Here is a 20,635-nt window from a genome sequence, read left to right as displayed (position 1 = left end):
TGTTTTTGTACAGAAAGAGGAGCAGGTTTTCCTAAAATTGCAGGTTAACTTGCATCACAACACCGATAATGGTATGTTATAGAGTGACAGTAAAGGAGGTACATATCATGCTGGCTGAACGGATTGAACGCCTCTTGCCCCGGGTGCAGAAACCGGCCCGCTATGTAGGCAATGAGGTCAACAGCATAAAAAAGGACTGGCAACAGGTACAGGTAATCATGGCCTTTGCCTTTCCCGATGTTTATGAAGTGGGTATGTCCCATTTAGGCCTGCGCATCCTCTACCATGAGGTGAACAAGCGGCAGGATGCTCTAATGGAGAGGGTTTTTGCCCCCTGGACTGACCTGGAGGAATTGCTGCGCCAGGAAGGTTTGCCCCTCTTTAGCCTGGAGAGCCGCCGCCCCCTGGCTGATTTCGACCTGATCGGCTTTACCCTGCAGTATGAGCTGAGTTTCAGCAATATTCTCAACATGCTGGATTTGGCCCGGCTGCCTTTGTTTAGCCGGGAGCGGGGAGAGGAGCATCCCCTGATTCTGGCCGGGGGACCCTGTGCTTTTAACCCCGAGCCTCTGGCGGATTTCATCGATGCTTTTGTTATCGGTGAAGGGGAAGAAGTAATTCACGAAATTCTGGATGTGGTAAGGGACTGGAAGCAGGATGGCCGCCCCGGCGGGCGTCAGGAAGTGTTGCTGCGCCTGGCCCGGGTACCGGGGGTCTATGTGCCCGCTTTTTATACCGTCAACTACCGGGAAGATGGCAGCATTACCTCTATTGGTCCCAACCGGGAAGGAGTGCCGGCCCGGGTAACCCGGCGGCTGATCAGGGACCTGGACAGTCTGGATTTTCCCACTGCCCCCATCGTGCCCTTTCTGGAAACGGTGCATGATCGTATTATGCTGGAGGTACTCAGGGGCTGTACCCGCGGCTGCCGCTTCTGTCAGGCCGGGATGATTTACCGGCCGGTGCGGGAACGGAAGCCGGAGACTTTGCTGAGACAGGCCCGGGAGGCTGTACGTCACACCGGTTACAATGAAATTGCCCTCACGTCCCTCAGCACTGCCGATTATTCCTGTGTTGCCCCCTTGCTGGCTACCCTGATCAATGAACTGGGGGAAGAGGGAGTAGGGGTTTCGCTGCCCAGTTTGCGGGTGGATGCCTTTTCCGTAGATCTGGCCCAGCAAATCCAGCGGGTGCGCAAAACCGGCCTGACCTTTGCTCCCGAGGCTGGAACCCAGCGTATGCGGGATATCATCAACAAAGGGGTAACCGAAGCGGATCTGGAAGCGGCGGTCACTGCTGCCTTCCGGGCGGGCTGGAATCAGATCAAACTTTATTTCATGATCGGTCTGCCGGAGGAACGGGAAGAGGATGTGGCCGGAATCGCAGCCTTAGCTGCCAGAGTGGTGGAAATCGGGCGGCGGGAGAAAACGACCAGCCGCCAGGTCAAGGTGACGGTCAGTGTATCCTCCTTTGTGCCCAAGGCCCATACCCCTTTCCAGTGGGTGGGCCAGGACAGTATGGAAAACCTGCAGAAAAAGCAGGAATTGCTGAAAGAGCTGGTGAAAAAGAACAAAGCCATTACTCTCAACTACCATGATGCCCGTACCAGCCTCATTGAAGCGGCTTTTGCCCGCGGGGATCGGCGGCTGGGGGCTGTACTATATACTGCCTGGCAGCAAGGCTGCAAATTTGATGGCTGGAGTGAGCATTTCCGCTATGAGACCTGGCGGGAGGCTTTTGCAGCCCACGGTTTCACACCGGAAGACTTTGCCCGGCGCAGCTTCGGACGAGAGGAAATCCTGCCCTGGGAGCATATTAACAGCGGGGTCAGCAAGGACTTTCTCTGGCGGGAATATGAACAGGCCATACGGCAGGCAGTCACCCCTGATTGTCGCTGGTATGGCTGCAAGGGCTGCCGCCTTTGTCCTGACCTGGAAGTGGATAATCTGCTCCAGGGAGGTGAACGGGCATGAAATATCGTTTGAAATGGCAACGGGGCTGGGAAGTGCGGTTTGTTTCCCACCTCGATCTGTTGCGTACCTGGGAGCGGTCCTTGCGCCGGGCCGGTTTGCCCCTGGCTTTAACGGAAGGTTTTAATCCCCATCCCAAACTGGCTTTTGCTCATGCCCTGGCTGTGGGTATGACCAGTGAGGGAGAATATTTGGACCTGGAACTGCGGGAATACCTCCTGCCGGCTGAAGTGCAGGAGCGTCTCAATCAGGCCTTGCCCCGGGGCTTCCAGGTAGTAAAAATCCGCACTTTGCCGGAAGGGGCACCGGCCCTGATGAGTATCGTCAACCGGGCGGATTATCTGTTAGGCCTGCCCCTGCGGGAAGCGGTGACCGATGTCAATGAGCAGCTGCAGGCCCTGCTGACAAAGCCTGCTCTGCCTTTGCTCAAACGCAGCAAGAGCGGGGAGAGGGAAGTGGATTTCCGCCCCCTCCTTTACCGGCTGGCCGGCAGCAGTGATGGCCCGATGGTGCATCTGCGCTGTCTGGTAGCAGCCGGCAGTGAGGCCAACGTGCGGCCTGAAGATATAGTGAAGCTGCTGGAGAAATATCTGAGCTGGCCGGTGGTGGAACACGGCTTGCTGATGCATCGCCTGGATTTGCTGGTGGCCAGGGGAGGCGAACTGTATAGCCCAATGGAAATCGTGCATAAGGGGTGAGCCCTTTGGGCAGAGAACTGGTTGTGAATGTTAGAGAGGAAGAGACCCGGGTTGCCATGCTGGAAGAAGGCCAGCTGGTGGAGGTACTGGTGGAGCGCTCCCAGGCCCAGCGCCTGGTGGGCAATATCTACCGGGGCCGGGTGGAAAATGTCCTGCCGGGGATGCAGGCCGCTTTTGTCAATATCGGCCTGGAGAAGAATGCCTTTCTCTATGTGGATGATGCCGTGCCCCAGCGGCTGCCAGAGGAGTTTCTGGGGGAGGAGGAAACCCCTTTACCACAGGAAAAGCGGCCCCGGGCCAATATTACCGATGTGGTCAAGGAAGGCCAGGAGTTGCTGGTGCAAATCACCAAGGAACCCCTGGGCACCAAAGGGGCTCGCATTACCACCCATATTACCCTGCCGGGCCGTTATCTGGTGCTGATGCCTACCGTGGACTATGTCGGGGTCAGCCGCCGCATTGAAGATGAAGAGGAAAGACAGCGTCTGCGGGAACTGGCGGAAAAGCTGCGGCCCCCTAAAATCGGGGTGATCGTACGAACGGTGGCAGAAGGTATGTCGGCCAGTGAGCTGCAGCAGGATCTGGAGATGCTGCTGAAACTGTGGAAGCGCATCCAGATGCGCAGCACTGGTGGGGGAGTGCCCAGTCTGGTGCACCGGGATTTGGATCTGGTGCAGCGCCTGGTTCGGGATTTGTTTACGGAAGAAATTGAACGGGTAATGATCGATCAGCGCCATGCCTATGAAAAGGTACTGGAACTGCTGGACCTGATGGCTCCTCAGTTGAAATACCGGGTGCAGCTGTTTGAGGGGGAAAACCTCTTCCAGCGCTTCAACCTGGAAGCCGAGCTGGAAAAGGCTTTAAAACGCCGGGTCTGGCTGAAAAGCGGCGGTTATCTGGTTATCGACCAGACCGAGGCTTTGACTGCCATCGATGTCAATACCGGTAAATATGTGGGTCAGAAGGACCTGGAGGAGACGGTGCTGCATACCAATCTGGAGGCGGCCCGGGAAATCGTGCGCCAGATGCGCCTGCGCAATCTGGGCGGCATTATTATTGTTGATTTTATCGATATGGCGACCGAGGAGCACCGGCAACAGGTGCTGGCAGTACTGGAGGAGGAAATCAGGAAGGACCGGACTAAAACCCATGTGCTGGGTATTACCCAGCTGGGTCTGGTGGAAATAACCCGCAAGAAAACCCGCTCCGGCCTGGAAAGCCTGTTGATGCGCCCCTGTCCCTACTGTGAAGGCCGGGGCCTGGTGCTCTCCGAGGAGACGGTCGCCATCAAGGTCAGACAGGCCCTCTATGAGCTCTGCAGCCGCACCCTGGGCGAGGCCATTCTGGTGGAAGTCCATCCAGCGGTGGCTGCCTTGCTCATCGGCAGTGGTGGCAGCGGCCTGAGAGAGCTGGAAAGCCGCACCCGCCGGGAGATTTTGATTCGGGGTAATCAGGAGTTACATCTGGAGCAATTTAACCTGCGGGCCCTGTCATCCCGGGCTGAACTGGAAAACAATATTCCTGTCAAATTGGGACAGGTGCTGCAACTCAAGGTGGAAGAGCCCCACACCGGCAATCCTCGGGATGGGATTGCCCGCTATCATGGTTTTGTCATCAATATCGATGGCGGTGGGGCTTTTATTGGGGAAAAGCTGCAGGTTGAAGTGACCCGGGTGCAGAAAACTTCTGCCCGGGCCCGGATTTTGCGGATTGTTACTTGACATTTCTGTCCTTTTCCGGTAGAATAATTGAGTGTTCACAACCGCACGAAAGGGGCCGGAAAATGGCCGACAGGCCTGCCTGCTTTCGGCGAGTCTGGAATAGGGAGGTGCAAGCATGTACGCAATTATCCAAACTGGCGGTAAGCAGTACCGGGTACAGGAAGGAGATGTACTGCGGGTTGAAAAGCTGAATGCAGAAGTTGGCGCTACTGTGGAACTGGACCAGGTTCTGGCTGTAGCAAAAGATGGCCAGCTGGTAGTGGGCAATCCTACCGTACCGGGGGCCAAGGCTGTACTGAAAGTGCTGGAACACGGCAAAGGCAAGAAGATCATTGTCTTCAAGTACAAGCCCAAGAAAAACTATCGCCGTAAGCAAGGTCATCGTCAACCCTACACCAAGGTTGTAGTGGAAAAGATTATGGCCTAACTATGATTACCATCGAAATTTTCCGGACCGGTACAGGGGAAATCAAGGCTTACCGTTTCAGCGGACATGCTGGTGCGCGCCGTCCCGGGGAGACTTATGACTTCCTCTGCGGAGTGGTTTCCATGCTGGCTCTGGCTATCACCAACGGACTAACCGAGGTGGCAGGCGTTGAGCCCCGGGAACTGACGGTGGCTGATGGTTACCTGTACTGTGTGTTACCTGATAATCTGGCGGCTGACCGGCGCCTCCAGGCCCGAGTTTTGACAGAAACGCTGGCACTAAACGCTGAACAGCTGTCAGCCGACCACCCCGAACATGTAACTGTGATCAAGAGGAGGTGGACCTGATGTTAAAGCTGAATCTGCAGAACCTGCAACTGTTCGCTCAGAAAAAAGGGGTAGGTTCTTCCAAGAACGGCCGGGACTCTGAAGCCAAGCGGCTGGGGGTCAAGCGGCATGATGGCCAGGTTGTACTGGCCGGCAATATCCTGGTGCGCCAGCGGGGAACCAAGATTCACCCTGGCCGCAATGTCGGTATCGGCAAGGATGATACCCTGTTCGCCCTGATCGACGGGGTTGTGCGCTTTGAAAGAAAAGGTCGCGACAAGAAACAGGTCAGCGTATATCCTGTGGAAGCGGCTCTGTAAGATTTACCCCAGCCAGCCTCTGGCTGGGGTCTTTATCTTTGCGGGGGAAGGTGAGGGAGTCATGGGGGAACGCTGGCTGCAGCAATTGAACCGGCGCCGACATGACCTGTTCAATTATTTGCAGATGCTCAGTGGCTACCTGCAAATGGGGGATCTGGAGGCAGTGCGACGGCAGCTGTCAAATCTACAGCGGACTCTGGAGGAAGAAAGCCATCTCTGCCGTCTGGGCCAGCCAGACCTGGTGCTGGCCTTGCTGGAGCTGAAGCAGTGGGCCCAGGCTCAGGAGCATGAGCTGGAAATAGTCTGTGCAGGGCAGCCGCAGCCCCGGGCAGCCCTGGCTCTGGTTGCCTTTCTGGAGGGTTTGTGCCAGCAGGGGCGGCTGCCAACAGGGGAAGACAGCATGCTTTTCCTGCAAGCATCCGGGCCCGGTCTGCGCCTCAGCTGGCAACCAGCCCCGGTGGGAATGGAAACGGGGCTGGCAGGGGCATATTACATAGCAGAGGATGGAGCCCTAATCTGGGAATATCCAGGGAGGGATAAAAGTGTTTCTGGATAAAGCAAGAATCTACGTCAAAGGTGGCGATGGCGGCAATGGGGCTGTTGCCTACCGGCGGGAAAAATATGTCCCCATGGGTGGTCCCTGGGGTGGTGATGGTGGCAAAGGCGGAGATGTTATCCTGGTAGTGGATGAGGGGTTGCGTACCCTCATCGATTTTCGCTACCAGAAGCATTACAAGGCGGAACGGGGCGAAAACGGCGGCACCAAGAACATGCATGGCCGCAAGGGTGAAGACCTGCTTATCCGCGTACCCCCTGGTACCGTGGTCCGGGATGCTGACACCGGAGCCTTGCTGGCTGACCTTACCGAACACGGCCAGCGGGTGGTAGTAGCCAGAGGCGGCCGGGGTGGCCGGGGCAATACCCGTTTTGCCAGCAACAAAGACAAGTGCCCAGCCTATGCGGAAAAAGGCGATCCGGGCGAAGAGCGCTGGCTGTTGCTGGAGCTGAAACTGCTGGCTGATGTGGGGCTGATCGGGTATCCCAATGTGGGCAAATCCACCATCATTTCCCGGGTTTCCGCCGCCAAACCGGAAATTGCCAATTACCACTTTACCACCATTGTCCCCAATCTGGGGGTGGTCAAGGTGGGAGAGGAAAGTTTTGTCATGGCCGATATTCCCGGTCTGATTGAAGGGGCCCATACCGGTGCTGGTCTGGGCCACGAATTCCTGCGCCATACGGAGCGAACCCGCCTGCTGGTACACGTGCTGGATATCGCCGGGTCGGAGGGACGGGACCCCTTGCAGGATTTTGCCGTCATCAACCGGGAGCTGGCCCTGTACAGTGAGCGGCTGGCCCGGCGTCCCCAGGTGATTGCGGCCAACAAGATGGACTTACCGGGAGCCGAGGAAAACCTGGCCCGCCTGCGCCAGGAACTGGGGGAGCAGTACCCTGTATTCCCCGTATCCGCTGCGACCGGACAGGGCCTGGATGAACTGGTAAAATATCTGGCCCGGCGTTTGCCGGAATTGCCGCCGGAAGAAGCGGTGGAGGCGGTAGAACCGGAGGAGGTCAAGGTCACCCGGGTGGAAGAGACGGAGCCCTTTACCCTGAAGCGGGATGAGGAGGGCGTTTGGGTAATCGGTGGCCAGGAAGTAGAGAAGCATTTCCATCGCACTGACTTCAACAATGAGGCAGCAGTACGCCGCTTCCAGAAAATCCTGGAGGTGCTAGGCGTGGATCGGGCTTTGCGGGAAGCTGGCATCCAGGAAGGGGATACTGTCAGGATTATGGATATGGAATTTGAATGGCAGGAGTAAAGCCTGCCTTTTTATTTTCTAACGTAAAAAATAATTATCCGCTGACGTAATAAATAATATATAATCCAGATGGAGGCCAGAGCGGTAACAGGCCATGGAATACTGATTAAATGCCAGTGCTGCGGTACTAGTATACCAAGGCTGACCAGGAGAGGTAAAATTACCGGGAGAGCGCAATGGAGTAGGTGCCAGACAACAGTCACAACAGCCAGGATAAATCCGAAAAAACCGTTTTTTATCATTGGACTTACCTCCTTCCATAAAATAATATTAGCTGGGATTGGAAACGATGTATGCAGATGATAACTACCGGGGTGGAGAGACCCTTTTTTTTATGGTATAATATAAGCCAAACTTAAACGAATGAGGTGCAAAATTCATGGTATTGACAGGGAAACAGAAACGCTATCTCCGGGGATTGGGCAGTTTAGAACCCGTCACCGTTCAGATTGGTAAAGGTGGGGTCACTCCCACTGTCATTCAGCAGCTGGATGAAACTCTGGAGGCCCGCGAGCTGGTCAAGGTCCGGGTGCTGAAAAACTGTCTCGAAGAAAAGGAAGACATTGCTCGCCGGCTGGCAGAAGGTACCGGGGCCGAGCTGGTACAGATGATCGGGCACAATCTCCTCTTCTATCGACCGGCCCAAAAGCCGCAAATTCAATTACCCGGATAAGCGATTTACGGTGTGGAGGGGAGCAAGATGGTTGAGGAGAGAAAGAGATATCTGAAGCAGGTAAAAAGGGTAGTTGTCAAGGTTGGTTCATCTACCCTGACCCACAGTAGCGGGCGGCTCAACCTGCAGCACATGGAGGCGCTGGTGCACCAGCTGGCTGATTTACATAACCGGGGTTTACAGGTGATTCTGGTTACTTCCGGAGCAGTAGGGGCCGGGATCGGCAAGCTGGGTTTGAAACGACGGCCTCGCACCATCCCGGAAAAGCAGGCCGCGGCTGCGGTGGGACAGGGGATATTATTGCATATGTATGAAAAATTGTTCGCCGAATATGGTCAGACGGTGGCCCAGATTCTCCTGACCCGGGAGGATGTGGCCCATCGTTCCCGGTTTCTGAATGCTCGCAATGCCCTGTTTACCCTGCTGAAGCTGGAAGTAATTCCAATCATAAATGAAAATGATGCGGTGGCGGTGGAGGAAATCAAGTTCGGGGACAATGATACCCTTTCCGCCCTGGTGGCCAGTCTGGTGGAAGCTGATCTGCTTATTTTGCTTTCCGATATCGCTGGCCTGTATGAGGCTGATCCGCGCAGCCAGCCTGATGCCCGTTTGCTCAACTGGGTGGCGGAGATTACCCCGGAAATTGAGGCTATGGCCGGGGGAGCGGGGACTCAGCTGGGTACCGGAGGAATGGCGACTAAAATCCAGGCAGCCAAAATCGCTGTTTCTTCCGGAACGGCTATGGTAATTGCTGATGGTTCCCGGCCCGGAGTGATTCAGGATATCCTGGCCGGAGAGGAGGTTGGCACCTGGTTTAAACCCCAGGACCATCCCCTGCAGGCCCGTAAGCGCTGGATTGCCTTCAGCCCTGGTGTGAAAGGGCGGCTGGTAGTGGATGACGGTGCTGTCCGCGCTCTGGTTAAGGGGCGCAAGAGTCTGTTAGCCAGCGGCTTGCTAGCGGTAGAGGGCAGCTTCAGCGAGGGACAGGTGGTAACGGTGGTGGACCGGGAAGGACGGGAGATCGCCCGGGGACTGGTCAACTACAGTGCTACTGAGCTGGAGCAGATCAAGGGTCTGAAAACCGAGGCGATTGAACGGCTATTAGGTCATAAAAACTATGATGAAGTGATTCACCGGGATAATCTGGTGGTTTTATAGGGAGGGTATAGGATGGATGTACGGCAGTATGTAGTGGAAAAAGCCAAACTGGCCCAGAAGGCGGCCCGGCAGCTGGCTGCTGCCAGCACCGATGTCAAGAATGCAGCCTTACTGGCCATGGCCGAGGCTTTGCAACAGCGGTCAGATGAGATATTGCGGGCCAATGCCCAGGATATGGAGGCAGGACGGCAGAAGGGGCTCTCCCAGGCCCTGCTGGATCGGTTGTTATTGACGGAAAAGCGCATTGCCGACATGGCAGAAGGGTTACGCCAGGTAGCCGCTTTGCCGGATCCGGTTGGGGAAGTGGTAAAAATGTGGACCCGCCCCAATGGGTTACAGATCGGACAAATGCGGGTGCCGCTGGGTGTAGTGGGCATAATCTATGAGGCCCGGCCCAATGTCACGGTGGATGCGGCTGCTCTCTGTCTGAAAACCGGCAATGCTGTGCTTTTGCGTGGCGGCTCGGAAGCCATTCATTCCAATACCGCCATTGCCCGGATTATTTCCCGGGCGGCCCGGGAGGTGGGTCTGCCGGAAGGGGCCATTCAGCTGATTGAAATCACTGGCCGGGAAGCGGTCAATGTTATGTTGCGTTTAAATGGCTATCTGGATGTCCTCATTCCCCGGGGGGGTGCCGGGCTGATTCGCACGGTGGTGGAAAATGCCAGCGTGCCGGTAATTGAAACCGGGGTGGGCAACTGTCATGTTTATGTGGATGCGGAAGCCGATCTGGCCATGGCGGAGGAAATTGTGATCAACGCCAAAACCCAGCGGCCGGCGGTTTGCAATGCCATGGAGACTCTGCTGGTCCACCGGGAGGTAGCCGCCGAATTTTTGCCCGGCCTGGCAGAAAGGCTGACGGAGCTGGGGGTAGAGCTGAGGGGCTGTCCTGTCACCCGGAGTCTGGTGCCGGGGATTCAACCCGCTACTGAGGACGATTGGGCCACGGAATTTCTTGATCTGATTCTGGCCATCCGGGTAGTGGATTCCCTGGATGAGGCTCTGGAGCATATCTACCTGTATGGTACCAAACATTCAGAAGCGATTGTGACCAGCAACTATTTTACTGCCCGGCGCTTCCTGCAGGAAGTGGATGCGGCTGCCGTCTATGTAAATGCCTCTACCCGTTTTACTGATGGTTTCCAGTTCGGTTTCGGGGCGGAAATTGGGATCAGTACCCAGAAATTGCATGCCAGGGGGCCGATGGGATTGACGGAATTGACAACCATCAAGTATATTGTTTATGGTGAAGGTCAAATCAGGGAGTAAACGGGAGATATTTTTGTTTTTTGATAGTACATGACAGAACAAGTCTCTTTTCTGCTGCTCAGGGGATATTTTTGGCGGTTGCCGGAAAAGAACTGGTCCGGACAGCCCTTTGTCGCTTATGCTGTTATTACAAATCGGCGACAAAGGGGTGAAAGGCCATGGTGTGCAAGAGCTGTCAACTGTGTGGCAGGGAAGGGCAGGCTGACCTGGTCTGTAGCTGGATTCTGGCAGATGGGGAAGTAACAGAAGCCTGCTGGTGTGTGTGCAAAGATTGTCGCCAGCATCTAGAAGATCGGGTCTGGAGTGTTTATCGGGAATTGCTGGGAATGTGAGGCAAGGAGTGGACCATGGATAAGCGGGTTGCGGTGATGGGTGGGACTTTTGATCCCATCCATTTAGGCCACCTGGTGGTGGCTCAGGAAGTTGCGGATGAACTGGGGCTGGATCGGGTGCTGTTCGTTCCCTCCGGCCAGCCCCCCCATAAACAGGGGGCAAAAGTGACAGCGGCGGAGCTAAGGGCGGAAATGGTCAGGCTGGCCATAGCGGACAATCCCTGTTTTCAGCTTTGCCTGCTGGAGCTGGAAAGGCCAGGGCCTTCATATACATACGATACGGTTCGGCAGCTGCTGGACCAGGGGAATTACCAGGAGCTCTATTTCATCACCGGGGCCGATGCGGTGCTGGAGATTCTGACCTGGCACCGGGTGCGGGAATTGCTGGCCTTATGTCATTTTATTGCTGTTACAAGGCCGGGTTTTGAGCTGGAGCAATTGCGGGAGGTGCAGGGACGGCTGGGAACGCAGCTGGGACAGCGAATCCGGCCCTTTACAGTGCCCTCTCTGGCTATTTCCTCCTCGGACATACGGGCCCGGGTGGCCCGGGGGAAAAGCATCAAGTATCTGGTTCATCCCGAGGTAGAAAAATTTATTGTTAATAATAACCTGTACCGGTTTTAATTTGCTCACATACTTTGCGCCCACCATTCAAATACTAAACTTGCCTGAAAGGCAGACTTATTTTTGGAGAGGTGGGTTACCATGGTGACAACATTGTATGTAGGCAATTTGCCCTGGGCCATTAAACAGGATGACTTAATCCGGGCCTTTTCCCAGCATGGGGAAGTGCTGGGGGCCAGGATTATTACTGACAGGGAAACCGGGCGCAGTCGCGGTTTCGGTTTTGTGGAAGTCAATGATGCCGATGCCGATCGCATGATTCAGGCGATGAACGGGGCGGAGCTACAGGGACGTACAATTACTGTAAATGAGGCTAAACCCAGGGAATTACAGTAAGTAAAAGAAGACTGTCGACCTTTACGTCGGCAGTCTTCTTTTAAAATTCTTTTTCAGCAATCTTTTCACAGGCCAGTTTTACTGAAATAAAGGTACCCTTTCCAGTATAGGAGATAAGCAATTGTTCACATTGATTAAAAACCAGCGGCAGACCTCTTCCCAGGGAGTTCCGGGTGGAAAAACCATTAATTAGGATGGATTGGGCAATTTTTCCAGCACAAACCCTTTTCCCTCGTCTCTAAGGGTAATAATGATGTTATAGCTTTTATCTAACCCCCATTGTACGTGCCCCCGGCCAGCATGTTTTACAATATTTGTGATTAACTCAGAAAAAACCACGGAATAGATCCTTTGCTTATGCTGGGGTACTAAAATTTTTTCCAGCCAGTTGCTAAACATTTGTCTGGCCTGGGATATATCAAAAACGCTTTTAATAGAAACTTTAGTAAAATAGGTGTAATCGAGTTCGTGGTGTTTAATTTCTTCATCGCTGATTAACTTTACCTTTCCGTTTGTGACATCCTCCAAAAAATTTTTATAAAGTGCTACTATATGTTTATACTGCCAATCATGGTGTCCTTCAGGGTTAAAAGTTTTTTCCCACCAATTAATGAAGACATTTACTACCTGCGGGTCCCATTGTTTACCTGCCTCTTGAATTAATATCCCGATTGCCTGTTCCTGGGACATACCTGGACGGTATACTCTGTCACTGGTCATTGCATCAAAAGCATCTGCCACTGCTAATATTCTGGCGCCTAAATCAATGGTTTCACCAACCAGGCCATAGGGGTAACCGCTTCCATTCCAGTATTCATGGTGCTGAGCAATGGCAGGCAATAGTTCCCGAAAACTTTCAAATCCTTCCAGAATACGACATGCTATTAAAGGATGCTGTTTAAGCAGGGTCATTTCTTCTTCTGTTAACTTATCTGGCTTTCTTAATATTTGGTCGGGTACTCCGATTTTACCGATATCGTGGAATAGTGCGGCCAGATAGATTTGCTCCACCTGTTCTTGTGGGAGATCCATTTCCAGGGCAATGATTCTGGCATACTCTGCTACTTTCTGGGAGTGATGTTTTGTATAACTGTCTTTTGCTTCAACAGCCTGGATGATTGTATTAATCGCTGCAATCATGACTTCATTAGTTGGTATTTCCGAGTATTTGGCAGCGAACAGGCTGATGTATTTGATGTCCATTGAATTTGTATCCCCTTCCCTATGTTATTAACCATGAAATAGCACATTAAATTAAAGCCAGCGGTACCATTTTTCCGGACTAGATTCTTAAACATCCTTAATAATAGAAAAAGCCTTTCCAGGGAAGCCCATGGAAAGGCAGAGCAACCATATGCTCGCTGCTTTCCAGCTTCGGCAACCTGGCAATCATAGCCCTGGAGGGGCCTTAGACCCATGGCTTTGCGCCCCCATCTTTCGATGGGTTTGCCTTTATCGACTGTTTTGCATTTTATTGTATAGCACAAATTTAATCTACTAAATAATTTATTACAATTAAACTAAAAATGTCAATACTGGATAAAGAATATTTTAACATACATCCACCACTTGACCACCGGTAATAACCTGCAGTTGCTCCAGGGTTACTGGCACAGCTGAATTGGGAGTACCGGCAGCAGCATAGACCAGCGGAAATCTCTGCATACTGATATCCAGATATACCGGCAGGGGCTGGGAGAGAGCAAAGGGACAAACTCCGCCAGCGGGATAGCCGGTATAGTGCAGGGCCTGTTCGGGATTAGCAAAACGGATTTTGCGGGCTCCGGTCAGGGCCTTTAATTTTTTGGTATCCACCCTGAGATCTCCACAGGTAACTACCAGCAGGGGCTTCTCATCAGCCAGGAATACCAGGCTTTTAGCGATTTGGGCCGGTGTCACCCCTAGCGCCCTGGCAGCCAGCTCACTGGTTTCGGTACTGACCTCAAACTCGATTACCTTTATTCCCAGCTGGAATTGATCCAGAAATTCCTGAATCCGTTGATGAACTGGATTTTGCAGGGTTTGTACCACCATTGTCTCCCCCTCATCTCCTTTTTTAGAGTCAGTATAAAGAAAAATGGGAGAAAATGCAAGGCACTCGCCATTTTTGCCTGTTTATGCTATAATGGGCGGAGAAAACTGTCAACAGGGGTTAACCGGGATGGAAGCAGTTACCTTTATTCAACAACAAGTAAAAGGAGAACGCTGGCAGCATATTGAAGGGGTACGCCAGCAGGCCCGCCGTTTGGCCCTTACCCACGGACTGGAGCCGGAAAAGGCGGAACAGGCGGCCGTCTGGCATGATGTCGCCCGCGATTATCCTCCGGAGCGGTTGCTGGAACTGGCCCGGCAGCAGGGGCTGGAACTGGATGCCGACTGGCTGGCTGTACCCATGCTTTTACATGGGCCGGTGGGAGCGCAGCTGGCGGCTGAACAGGGGGTAAGGGACAAGGAAGTTTTGCAGGCCATTGCCCGTCATACCCTGGGCCATCCGGAGGCGACAGCCCTGGACAAGCTGTTGTTTGTGGCCGATATGATCGAACCGGGACGGGATTACCCTGGAGTGGAGGAATTAAGACTGCTGGCAGCCAGGGATCTGGAAGGGGCCTATCTGGCCGGGCTGGATCATACTCTCCGCTATTTGCTGGAGCGCCAGCAATACATCCATCCGCTGGCGGTTAGGGCCCGCAATGCCCAGTTACTAAGACTTAAGGCAAGGGAGGTAAAATAAGTGTCTGAGCAAGAGACCAGAAAGTTACTGGATTTGATTAAAGCCGGTGCCGAAGACAAGAAAGCCCGCAATATCACTATTCTGGAACTGGGTGAACTCTCAATTATGACCGATTATTTTGTCATCATGAGCGGTAATTCCACTACCCAGGTGCGGGCTATCGCCGATGGGATTGAAGAGAAGGTCAAGGAAGGCCTGGGGGTAATTCCCCTGCGGCGGGAAGGCCTGCGTTCTGGTCGCTGGATTTTGCTGGATTATGGTCAGGCGGTGGTGCATGTCTTTCTGGAGGAAGAGCGCCAGTATTATAACCTGGAACGTCTCTGGGGCGAGGCTAAGCGCCTTGACAGTTAAGCCGCTTTTCAGTATAATATCGGACAAAATGGTAATTTAATGGCGATGAAGGGGAAGAGTACCTTATTAGCCGGTTGACAGAGAGCCGCTGGCTGGTGGAAAGCGGTAACCGCCATAGGGGAACTGGCCCCGGAGCTGGAAAGGCGAACCCGCTGGCAGTAGTCTTTCCCGGCCGCCGCCGTTACCGGCAGCAAGGGGATCGGGCTTTTTGAGTCCGGTCAATTTGGGTGGTACCGCGGAAGCAAGGCCTTTCGTCCCAAGGGGGAGGAAAGGCTTTTCTATTTGGCAAAAATAAGGAGGAGTGGACTGGATGGAGCAGCGCTATAATTTTGCTGAGATCGAACCGAAGTGGCAGGCCCGCTGGGCGGAGGAAAAGCTCTACCGGGTAGAAGAAAGTCAGGACAAGCCCAAGTATTATTGTCTGGAGATGTTCCCTTATCCCTCCGGCAATTTGCATATGGGGCATGTGCGCAATTATTCCATCGGGGATGTGGTGGCCCGCTTTAAAACCATGCAGGGTTACCAGGTACTGCATCCCATGGGCTGGGATGCTTTTGGCTTGCCGGCAGAAAATGCGGCAATTAAGCATGGGATTCATCCGGCGACCTGGACCTGGTCCAATATTGACAATATGCGGCGGCAATTAAAGGGCATGGGGATCAGTTATGACTGGGACCGGGAGGTATCTACCTGTCATCCCGGCTATTATCGCTGGACCCAGTGGCTGTTCCTGCAATTCTTCAAAAAAGGTCTGGCTTATAAGAAAAAATCGGCGGTTAACTGGTGTCCTTCCTGTGCCACCGTGCTGGCCAATGAGCAGGTGGTGGACGGGCACTGTGAACGCTGTGATTCCCAGGTTACCAAAAAGGACCTGGAACAGTGGTTCTTGCGCATTACCGATTATGCGGAACGTTTGCTGAATGACCTGGAAAAACTGACCGGCTGGCCGGAAAAGGTCAAGATTATGCAGGAAAACTGGATCGGCCGCAGTGAAGGGGTGGAAATCACCTTTGGCATCAAGGGGCGGGAGGAAACCATTACCGTCTATACTACCCGACCGGATACCATTTTCGGGGTAACCTATATGGTGCTGGCCCCCGAACATCCCCTGGTGCCGGAACTGGTAAAAGGCCAGCCCCAGGAAGCTGAGGTTATGGCTTTCCGGGAAAGAATGAAAACCCTGAGCGAAATCGCCCGCACATCCACGGAAGCGGAAAAGGAAGGGGTTTTCACCGGGGCCTATGCCGTCAATCCCCTGACAGGCAAGGAAGTACCCATCCTGATTGCCAATTACGTCTTACTGGATTATGGTACCGGGGCGGTAATGGGGGTTCCAGCCCATGATCAGCGGGACTTTGAATTTGCCCGCAAATACAAGCTGCCGGTGGTTGTGGTAATCCAGCCGGAAGGGGAAGAACTGGATGGTGCCAGCATGACCGCGGCCTATGCCGGGGAAGGCAAGCTGGTCAACTCCGGGGAATTCAATGGCCTGCCCAATGAAGAAGCCTGGGATAGAATCGCCGAAACCATTGAGGCCAGAGGACTGGGGCGCAAGCGGGTTAATTACCGCTTGCGGGACTGGCTGATTTCCCGCCAGCGTTACTGGGGTGCGCCTATTCCCATTGTCTACTGCGATAGTTGCGGGATTGTGCCGGTACCGGAAGAACAGCTGCCGGTGCTGTTGCCGGAAAATGTGGATTTCAAGCCCGGGGGTCAGTCACCTCTGGCGGAATGCGAGGAATTTGTCCACACCACCTGTCCGCAGTGCGGCGGAGCCGCCCGGCGGGAAACCGATACCATGGATACTTTTATCTGCTCATCCTGGTATTTCCTGCGCTACACTACCCCACGGGCTACAGATGTGCCCTTCGCCAAAGAGCTGGTAGACTTCTGGATGCCGGTGGACCAGTATATCGGCGGGGTAGAACATGCTATTTTGCATTTGCTCTATAGCCGTTTCTTCACCAAGGTTTTGTATGATCTGGGTTTGGTCAGTGTGGATGAGCCCTTTACCAATTTGCTCACTCAGGGCATGGTGCTGAAGGATGGGGCCAAGATGTCCAAGTCCAGGGGCAATGTGGTCAGTCCGGAAGAGATTATGGCCAAATACGGGGCTGATACCGCCCGGCTCTTCATCCTTTTTGCTGCTCCCCCGGAACGGGATCTGGAGTGGAGTGACCAGGGGGTAGAAGGGGCTTACCGTTTCCTGAACCGGGTCTGGCGCCTGGTTCACCATTACCATCAGAATCTGGCCGGAGTCAGCGCCTACCAGGGTGGGGAACTGAGAGCTGAGGACAAGGAGTTGCGGCGGCAGCTGCATGCCACCCTGAAAAAGGTTACCGATGATATCTCCCAGCGCTTCAATTTCAACACCGCCATCAGTGCCATCATGGAACTGGTCAATGGCCTCTATAGCTACAAGGACAAGGTAACTGAGCCCAATCTGGCGGTAGTCAAGGAGGCGCTGGAGTTGCTGGTCATCATGCTGGCTCCCTTTGCCCCGCATATTACTGAGGAATTGTGGCAGGCTCTCGGCCACACTGACAGTGTCCATCGCCAGAGCTGGCCCCGGGTGGATGAGCAGGCCCTGGTGGCTGAGGAAATTACCCTGGTGGTGCAAATCAATGGCAAGGTGCGGGATCGGGTGAATGTGCCCGCTGGCCTCAGTGTCCAGGAACAGCAGGAGGCGGTACTGGCCCTGCCCAAAGTTAAAAGCTGGCTGGAAGGCAAGACGGTGGTCAAAGTCATTCCGGTACCCAATAAACTGGTGAATATCGTGATAAAATAACCAGAGCGGGACTGTCTGGCGGGACAGTCTCCTCTTTTTTGCAGGAAAAAATCGGCCGAGGGAGAAGTATAGAGGGTGGAGGGGATTTGAGTTGTGGTTTTTTGCTGCTGGCCCAGTTTTTTGGACAAATGGGCCGCGGGATGTTTGAAGTTCTCTATAATCTGCTATTATTAAAATACGGATATACTACGGCCTTTGCCGGACAGGTGATTGGACTGTCAGCTGCGGTTACAGCCGTGATGATGCCCCTGGCCGGCCGGCTGGGGGACCGGCGGGGGCGGCGGACTTTGCACATTCTGGATGGCCCTGATGAATGCTGCCCATCCGCTGGTGCAAAATATTACCCTGACGGCAGTGGCCGCAGATAAACGCGGGCTGGCTTCTTCCCTGAACGGCACTCTCTACCAGGCGGGCTGGGCCGTGGGAGGGCCGCTGACCGGTTATTTGCTGCACTGGGGAGGTTACCAAGCCGTCTTCTGGGGTGTCGGTTTGTTATATCTGGTAGGTACCGGCTGGTTTTATCTCTTTTTTGGCCGGCCATTGAAGGAGGAAGGGGTATGAGCAAGTGGCTAATTGTCAATGGCGATGATTTCGGATTATCTCCCGGCATCAACGAAGGGGTACGGCGCTGCCACCGGGAAGGGATTTTGACCAGCACTACCATCCTGGTCAACCAGCCCTGGGCCCGGGAGGCGGTGGACCTCAGCCGGGAATGTCCGGCCCTGGAAATGGGTGTGCATCTCAATTTGACAGTGGGCAAGGCCCTGACTGACGGCCGCCAGTTTGAACCCTATCCCGTTTTGTATGAACGCCTGCAGCGGGCCAGTGCCGAAGAGATCGCTCGTTTCCAGGAATGGGCGGAAGCAGAATGGCTGGCCCAGATTCAAACGGCCCGCAGCTGGGGCCTGGAACTGAGTCACCTGGATTCCCATCATCATGTCCACGGTTGGCCCTGGTTACGGCCGGTAGCACTGCACCTGGCCCGGCTCTTTGATTTACCCCTGCGGGCTCTCCAGGAGGAGGCTAAAGCCTTTTTCCGGCAGCAGGGAGTAGCAACTCCCGACTTTTTTGTGGAGCATTTTTTTGGTGCCGGGGTGACCAGGGAGAATTTTGAAAAAATCTTACAGGGGATGGCTGCTGGTTTTACAGAAGTGATGACCCATCCGGCGGTACCTGACTGGCAACTGCTGGCCATCAGCTCATATACCGAAAACCGGGGGCGGGAACTGGAGATTTTGCGCTGGCCGGGCTGGCAGGAAATAATGGCTGAGCTGGGAATTACTCCGGGTCACTGGCGTGATATTATGAGGAATTGGTAAAAGTGCATGTCAAAAATTTTACTTTGAAGGATGTTACTTTCAGTTATAATTTATTTAAATCTTTTAGAGTCAAAATATGAGCTGTTCCTCACAAGAAAGGTGATAACAGTGAAACGAAGTTATTTATGTTTGCACGAATTACCGGTTTTTCAGGGTTTGGATAGATCGGAGTTTGCTAGTGTTTGTATTAGTACAACCAAAAAAAAAATTCCAAAAGATAATTTTCTGTTTTATCAAGGTGAGCTTGCTAACACTATTTATTTAGTTAAAGCAGGGAAACTTAAACTTGTACAGATTAATGAGGAAGGGCGGGAAATAATCATTGAAGTAATAGGGCCTGGAGAAATAATTGGTGAGGAAGCATTGTTTCAAAAGGAGGAACAGAAGCATCTTTTTAGTGCAATTGCAATGGATGAAGCCATGGTATGTTGCTTTAATCGCAATCAGTTCGAGAAATTACTTCTACAAAACCCTGGTTTAGCAATAAAAATTATTAGTTATCTTGGACAAAAATTATATAAAATGACACAACACTTTAGTGAAGTAGTTGGCACATCAGTTAAGGATAAATTATTGCGACTATTTTTTAAGTTAGCAGATGTGTATGGACGGAAAACATCTAATGGAATAGTTATAGAATTGGAAATTACCCAACAAGAATTGGGTGATATGATAGGGGCCTCACGGGTTATGGTAAGTTATGCTTTGAAAGAATTGCGCAATTCAGGCATCATTATCCGATATGGAAAAAACTATATTCTGAAACCTGGACATTGTCTTGAAAAATATTGGGGTTGATAGGAAGTAATAAAGGGGTGGATATCCACCCCTTAAAGTGCTTTATAAGCTGTAAAAGATTTTACGTATAATTATTTTATATTTGTGATAAGCTGCAAAAAATGAAAAATGTAGTAAAAAAATTTACAACTTTCATAATTTGCTCGGCTTATAATAAACTTGTAACCAAACAATCAGCTATAAGGAGGCGGGTGTTGTGGTAATCACTAAAGAAATTCAAGAATTAATCCCTATTGCTCCTATTATTCCTATTGTCACAGTATCTAGTAAAGGAGAACCACACTTGATTGTAGTAGGCAAAGTAAAGGAGGTGCGTGATAGCGATATTTTAGTTTTTGATATCTATAAAATGCAAACTACGCAACAGAATATCCTTGAAACTGGTAAAATGCAAGTAGTTATTGCCAGCCGGGAAGGCACTCCCAGGGGCTATCGTATTACCGGAAAAGCGCAGGTAGAAGGAAAACAAGTTTTGTTTAAAGCGGAAAGAGCGGAGCCGTTATTATAAAATAAATGAGCAGTTATAGGACGCACCGGAATTAATCCGGTGCTGTTGTTTCAGTAATGTTTGTTTAATTTATATAATGTAGAAAGGGGGAAAATAAATGGCTCTTATCCTTGGTTTTAGTGGAAGTCCCATACCTAGAGCTAATTGCGTTGTCAGAAAATCCTGACAATCCAAGGGATTAGCGAAAGGTCAAAAATAAATTTACCCCAGAAAAAGGTGTATAGAAAAGGGTTTTTAGCGCAAAACAAGAGGCTGAGGGAAAAATTCACCCCAGCCTCAAATGTTGTAAAAAATAAGCAACAGGCATCCACCTGTGGTAAAATTGAAGTTGAAAAGACAAAAATCCTACCCAGGGAGGGATGCCTGTTATGGCTATTATACCACAAATTAAGCTATTTGAGTGGACAGAAATACAAACAATTGGAGATTTAGTTCGTTTACGGCTGGTTCTGGATTACATGCCAGA

25 protein-coding genes, 1 riboswitch and 2 other annotated features are annotated in these 20,635 nt (G+C 52.5%); of the genes, 22 read left to right on the top strand and 3 right to left on the bottom strand.

Annotation, left to right across the window (positions count from 1 at the left end; translation table 11 throughout):
* The first annotated feature begins 107 nt into the window (after positions 1-107).
* From B5D20_RS00120 to obgE, 8 genes are all read left to right on the top strand, one after another.
* Positions 108-1,973: a TIGR03960 family B12-binding radical SAM protein gene (locus B5D20_RS00120; protein ID WP_078664189.1), complete on the top strand. Its 1,866-nt coding sequence runs from the start codon at positions 108-110 to the stop codon at positions 1,971-1,973.
* Positions 1,970-2,668 carry a TIGR03936 family radical SAM-associated protein gene (locus B5D20_RS00115; RefSeq protein ID WP_078664188.1) on the top strand — a complete coding sequence of 233 codons (699 nt, stop codon included), beginning with the start codon at positions 1,970-1,972 and terminating at the stop codon, positions 2,666-2,668. Before B5D20_RS00120 ends, B5D20_RS00115 begins: the two co-directional genes overlap by 4 nt.
* 5 nt (positions 2,669-2,673) lie before the next feature.
* Complete coding sequence (locus tag B5D20_RS00110) at positions 2,674-4,389, top strand: Rne/Rng family ribonuclease (protein ID WP_078664187.1); 1,716 nt, start codon at positions 2,674-2,676, stop codon at positions 4,387-4,389.
* A gap of 29 nt (positions 4,390-4,418) precedes the next feature.
* Positions 4,419-4,495 (top strand) — a sequence feature (ribosomal protein L21 leader region).
* 9 nt (positions 4,496-4,504) lie between these two features.
* Positions 4,505-4,816, top strand: a complete 312-nt coding sequence (gene rplU, locus B5D20_RS00105; protein WP_078664186.1) for a 50S ribosomal protein L21 — start codon at positions 4,505-4,507, stop codon at positions 4,814-4,816.
* Between the two features lie 2 nt (positions 4,817-4,818).
* The gene (locus tag B5D20_RS00100) at positions 4,819-5,163 is read left to right on the top strand and encodes a ribosomal-processing cysteine protease Prp (protein ID WP_078664185.1); all 345 of its coding nucleotides are present in this window, start codon (positions 4,819-4,821) and stop codon (positions 5,161-5,163) included.
* Positions 5,163-5,462 carry a 50S ribosomal protein L27 gene (gene rpmA / locus B5D20_RS00095; protein WP_078664184.1) on the top strand — a complete coding sequence of 100 codons (300 nt, stop codon included), beginning with the start codon at positions 5,163-5,165 and terminating at the stop codon, positions 5,460-5,462. The genes B5D20_RS00100 and rpmA overlap by 1 nt, the downstream gene beginning before the upstream one ends.
* A 61-nt stretch (positions 5,463-5,523) precedes the next feature.
* On the top strand, positions 5,524-6,018 hold the full coding sequence (locus B5D20_RS00090) for a Spo0B domain-containing protein (RefSeq protein ID WP_078664183.1): 495 nt from the start codon (positions 5,524-5,526) through the stop codon (positions 6,016-6,018).
* On the top strand, positions 6,005-7,282 hold the full coding sequence (obgE, locus tag B5D20_RS00085; protein WP_078664182.1) for a GTPase ObgE: 1,278 nt from the start codon (positions 6,005-6,007) through the stop codon (positions 7,280-7,282). The genes B5D20_RS00090 and obgE overlap by 14 nt, the downstream gene beginning before the upstream one ends.
* 11 nt (positions 7,283-7,293) lie before the next feature.
* Here obgE and B5D20_RS00080 read toward each other — a convergent pair whose 3' ends face one another.
* On the bottom strand, positions 7,294-7,524 hold the full coding sequence (locus B5D20_RS00080; protein ID WP_078664181.1) for a hypothetical protein: 231 nt from the start codon (positions 7,522-7,524) through the stop codon (positions 7,294-7,296).
* Between the two features lie 137 nt (positions 7,525-7,661).
* On the opposite strand from B5D20_RS00080, the gene yhbY reads away from it, so the two are divergent.
* The 6 genes from yhbY (at position 7,662) to B5D20_RS00055 (ending at position 11,674) form a co-directional block, all read left to right on the top strand.
* A complete protein-coding gene (gene yhbY / locus B5D20_RS00075; protein WP_078664180.1) occupies positions 7,662-7,955 on the top strand; it encodes a ribosome assembly RNA-binding protein YhbY in 294 nt (97 codons plus the stop codon).
* 27 nt (positions 7,956-7,982) lie between these two features.
* Complete coding sequence (gene proB, locus B5D20_RS00070; protein ID WP_078664179.1) at positions 7,983-9,113, top strand: glutamate 5-kinase; 1,131 nt, start codon at positions 7,983-7,985, stop codon at positions 9,111-9,113.
* A gap of 12 nt (positions 9,114-9,125) precedes the next feature.
* The gene (locus tag B5D20_RS00065) at positions 9,126-10,382 is read left to right on the top strand and encodes a glutamate-5-semialdehyde dehydrogenase (protein WP_078664178.1); all 1,257 of its coding nucleotides are present in this window, start codon (positions 9,126-9,128) and stop codon (positions 10,380-10,382) included.
* Between the two features lie 158 nt (positions 10,383-10,540).
* On the top strand, positions 10,541-10,714 hold the full coding sequence (locus B5D20_RS13770; protein ID WP_159071817.1) for a hypothetical protein: 174 nt from the start codon (positions 10,541-10,543) through the stop codon (positions 10,712-10,714).
* Between the two features lie 15 nt (positions 10,715-10,729).
* Positions 10,730-11,338: a nicotinate-nucleotide adenylyltransferase gene (nadD, locus tag B5D20_RS00060; protein ID WP_078664177.1), complete on the top strand. Its 609-nt coding sequence runs from the start codon at positions 10,730-10,732 to the stop codon at positions 11,336-11,338.
* 81 nt (positions 11,339-11,419) lie between these two features.
* Positions 11,420-11,674 (top strand): RNA recognition motif domain-containing protein, encoded by a 255-nt coding sequence (locus B5D20_RS00055; protein WP_174182986.1) that lies wholly within the window; start codon positions 11,420-11,422, stop codon positions 11,672-11,674.
* A 189-nt stretch (positions 11,675-11,863) separates the two neighbouring features.
* On the opposite strand, the gene B5D20_RS00050 is transcribed toward B5D20_RS00055, so the two are convergent.
* Together B5D20_RS00050 and B5D20_RS00045 are read right to left on the bottom strand one after the other, a co-directional pair.
* On the bottom strand, positions 11,864-12,877 hold the full coding sequence (locus B5D20_RS00050) for an HD domain-containing phosphohydrolase (protein WP_078664176.1): 1,014 nt from the start codon (positions 12,875-12,877) through the stop codon (positions 11,864-11,866).
* A 170-nt stretch (positions 12,878-13,047) separates the two neighbouring features.
* Positions 13,048-13,135, bottom strand: a riboswitch (cyclic di-GMP riboswitch).
* A gap of 90 nt (positions 13,136-13,225) precedes the next feature.
* The gene (locus B5D20_RS00045; protein WP_078664175.1) at positions 13,226-13,708 is read right to left on the bottom strand and encodes a YbaK/EbsC family protein; all 483 of its coding nucleotides are present in this window, start codon (positions 13,706-13,708) and stop codon (positions 13,226-13,228) included.
* Between the two features lie 127 nt (positions 13,709-13,835).
* On the opposite strand from B5D20_RS00045, the gene yqeK reads away from it, so the two are divergent.
* The 8 genes from yqeK (at position 13,836) to B5D20_RS00005 (ending at position 20,169) form a co-directional block, all read left to right on the top strand.
* A complete protein-coding gene (yqeK, locus tag B5D20_RS00040) occupies positions 13,836-14,405 on the top strand; it encodes a bis(5'-nucleosyl)-tetraphosphatase (symmetrical) YqeK (protein WP_159071818.1) in 570 nt (189 codons plus the stop codon).
* Entirely contained in the window at positions 14,406-14,756 is a 351-nt protein-coding gene (gene rsfS / locus B5D20_RS00035) for a ribosome silencing factor (RefSeq protein WP_078664173.1), read from the top strand. It abuts the gene before it with no gap.
* A 36-nt stretch (positions 14,757-14,792) separates the two neighbouring features.
* Positions 14,793-15,018: a binding site (T-box leader), on the top strand.
* Positions 15,019-15,066: 48 nt separating this feature from the next.
* The gene (gene leuS, locus B5D20_RS00030; protein WP_078664172.1) at positions 15,067-17,544 is read left to right on the top strand and encodes a leucine--tRNA ligase; all 2,478 of its coding nucleotides are present in this window, start codon (positions 15,067-15,069) and stop codon (positions 17,542-17,544) included.
* A gap of 86 nt (positions 17,545-17,630) precedes the next feature.
* Positions 17,631-17,912, top strand: a complete 282-nt coding sequence (locus tag B5D20_RS00025) for a hypothetical protein (RefSeq protein WP_078664171.1) — start codon at positions 17,631-17,633, stop codon at positions 17,910-17,912.
* Entirely contained in the window at positions 17,854-18,105 is a 252-nt protein-coding gene (locus B5D20_RS00020) for an MFS transporter (protein ID WP_159071819.1), read from the top strand. The genes B5D20_RS00025 and B5D20_RS00020 overlap by 59 nt, the downstream gene beginning before the upstream one ends.
* Positions 18,102-18,863, top strand: a complete 762-nt coding sequence (locus B5D20_RS00015) for a carbohydrate deacetylase (protein ID WP_078664169.1) — start codon at positions 18,102-18,104, stop codon at positions 18,861-18,863. Before B5D20_RS00020 ends, B5D20_RS00015 begins: the two co-directional genes overlap by 4 nt.
* Positions 18,864-18,971: 108 nt before the next feature.
* Positions 18,972-19,661 carry a Crp/Fnr family transcriptional regulator gene (locus B5D20_RS00010; protein WP_078664168.1) on the top strand — a complete coding sequence of 230 codons (690 nt, stop codon included), beginning with the start codon at positions 18,972-18,974 and terminating at the stop codon, positions 19,659-19,661.
* Positions 19,662-19,857: 196 nt separating this feature from the next.
* A complete protein-coding gene (locus B5D20_RS00005; protein ID WP_078664167.1) occupies positions 19,858-20,169 on the top strand; it encodes a pyridoxamine 5'-phosphate oxidase family protein in 312 nt (103 codons plus the stop codon).
* Positions 20,170-20,635 lie beyond the last annotated feature (466 nt).

The organism is Carboxydocella sporoproducens DSM 16521, from assembly GCF_900167165.1.
In the GTDB taxonomy this organism is placed as follows: domain Bacteria; phylum Bacillota.
Note: the sequence above shows the minus strand (reverse complement) of the source record. Positions and strands in the feature narration are given on the sequence as shown.

What these genes read in the sequence shown, in the direction of transcription:
- B5D20_RS00090 (WP_078664183.1), top strand. Translation starts at nt 5,524, where the DNA reads ATGGGGGAACGCTGGCTGCAGCAATTGAACCGGCGCCGACATGACCTG.
- nadD (WP_078664177.1), top strand. Translation starts at nt 10,730, where the DNA reads ATGGATAAGCGGGTTGCGGTGATGGGTGGGACTTTTGATCCCATCCAT.
- B5D20_RS00045 (WP_078664175.1), bottom strand. Translation starts at nt 13,708, where the DNA reads ATGGTGGTACAAACCCTGCAAAATCCAGTTCATCAACGGATTCAGGAA.
- B5D20_RS00080 (WP_078664181.1), bottom strand. Translation starts at nt 7,524, where the DNA reads ATGATAAAAAACGGTTTTTTCGGATTTATCCTGGCTGTTGTGACTGTT.
- B5D20_RS00055 (WP_174182986.1), top strand. Translation starts at nt 11,420, where the DNA reads ATGGTGACAACATTGTATGTAGGCAATTTGCCCTGGGCCATTAAACAG.
- B5D20_RS00015 (WP_078664169.1), top strand. Translation starts at nt 18,102, where the DNA reads ATGAGCAAGTGGCTAATTGTCAATGGCGATGATTTCGGATTATCTCCC.
- B5D20_RS00065 (WP_078664178.1), top strand. Translation starts at nt 9,126, where the DNA reads ATGGATGTACGGCAGTATGTAGTGGAAAAAGCCAAACTGGCCCAGAAG.
- rpmA (WP_078664184.1), top strand. Translation starts at nt 5,163, where the DNA reads ATGTTAAAGCTGAATCTGCAGAACCTGCAACTGTTCGCTCAGAAAAAA.
- rplU (WP_078664186.1), top strand. Translation starts at nt 4,505, where the DNA reads ATGTACGCAATTATCCAAACTGGCGGTAAGCAGTACCGGGTACAGGAA.
- proB (WP_078664179.1), top strand. Translation starts at nt 7,983, where the DNA reads ATGGTTGAGGAGAGAAAGAGATATCTGAAGCAGGTAAAAAGGGTAGTT.
- B5D20_RS00120 (WP_078664189.1), top strand. Translation starts at nt 108, where the DNA reads ATGCTGGCTGAACGGATTGAACGCCTCTTGCCCCGGGTGCAGAAACCG.
- B5D20_RS00020 (WP_159071819.1), top strand. Translation starts at nt 17,854, where the DNA reads ATGAATGCTGCCCATCCGCTGGTGCAAAATATTACCCTGACGGCAGTG.
- leuS (WP_078664172.1), top strand. Translation starts at nt 15,067, where the DNA reads ATGGAGCAGCGCTATAATTTTGCTGAGATCGAACCGAAGTGGCAGGCC.
- B5D20_RS13770 (WP_159071817.1), top strand. Translation starts at nt 10,541, where the DNA reads ATGGTGTGCAAGAGCTGTCAACTGTGTGGCAGGGAAGGGCAGGCTGAC.
- yhbY (WP_078664180.1), top strand. Translation starts at nt 7,662, where the DNA reads ATGGTATTGACAGGGAAACAGAAACGCTATCTCCGGGGATTGGGCAGT.
- B5D20_RS00100 (WP_078664185.1), top strand. Translation starts at nt 4,819, where the DNA reads ATGATTACCATCGAAATTTTCCGGACCGGTACAGGGGAAATCAAGGCT.
- B5D20_RS00050 (WP_078664176.1), bottom strand. Translation starts at nt 12,877, where the DNA reads ATGGACATCAAATACATCAGCCTGTTCGCTGCCAAATACTCGGAAATA.
- B5D20_RS00115 (WP_078664188.1), top strand. Translation starts at nt 1,970, where the DNA reads ATGAAATATCGTTTGAAATGGCAACGGGGCTGGGAAGTGCGGTTTGTT.
- yqeK (WP_159071818.1), top strand. Translation starts at nt 13,836, where the DNA reads ATGGAAGCAGTTACCTTTATTCAACAACAAGTAAAAGGAGAACGCTGG.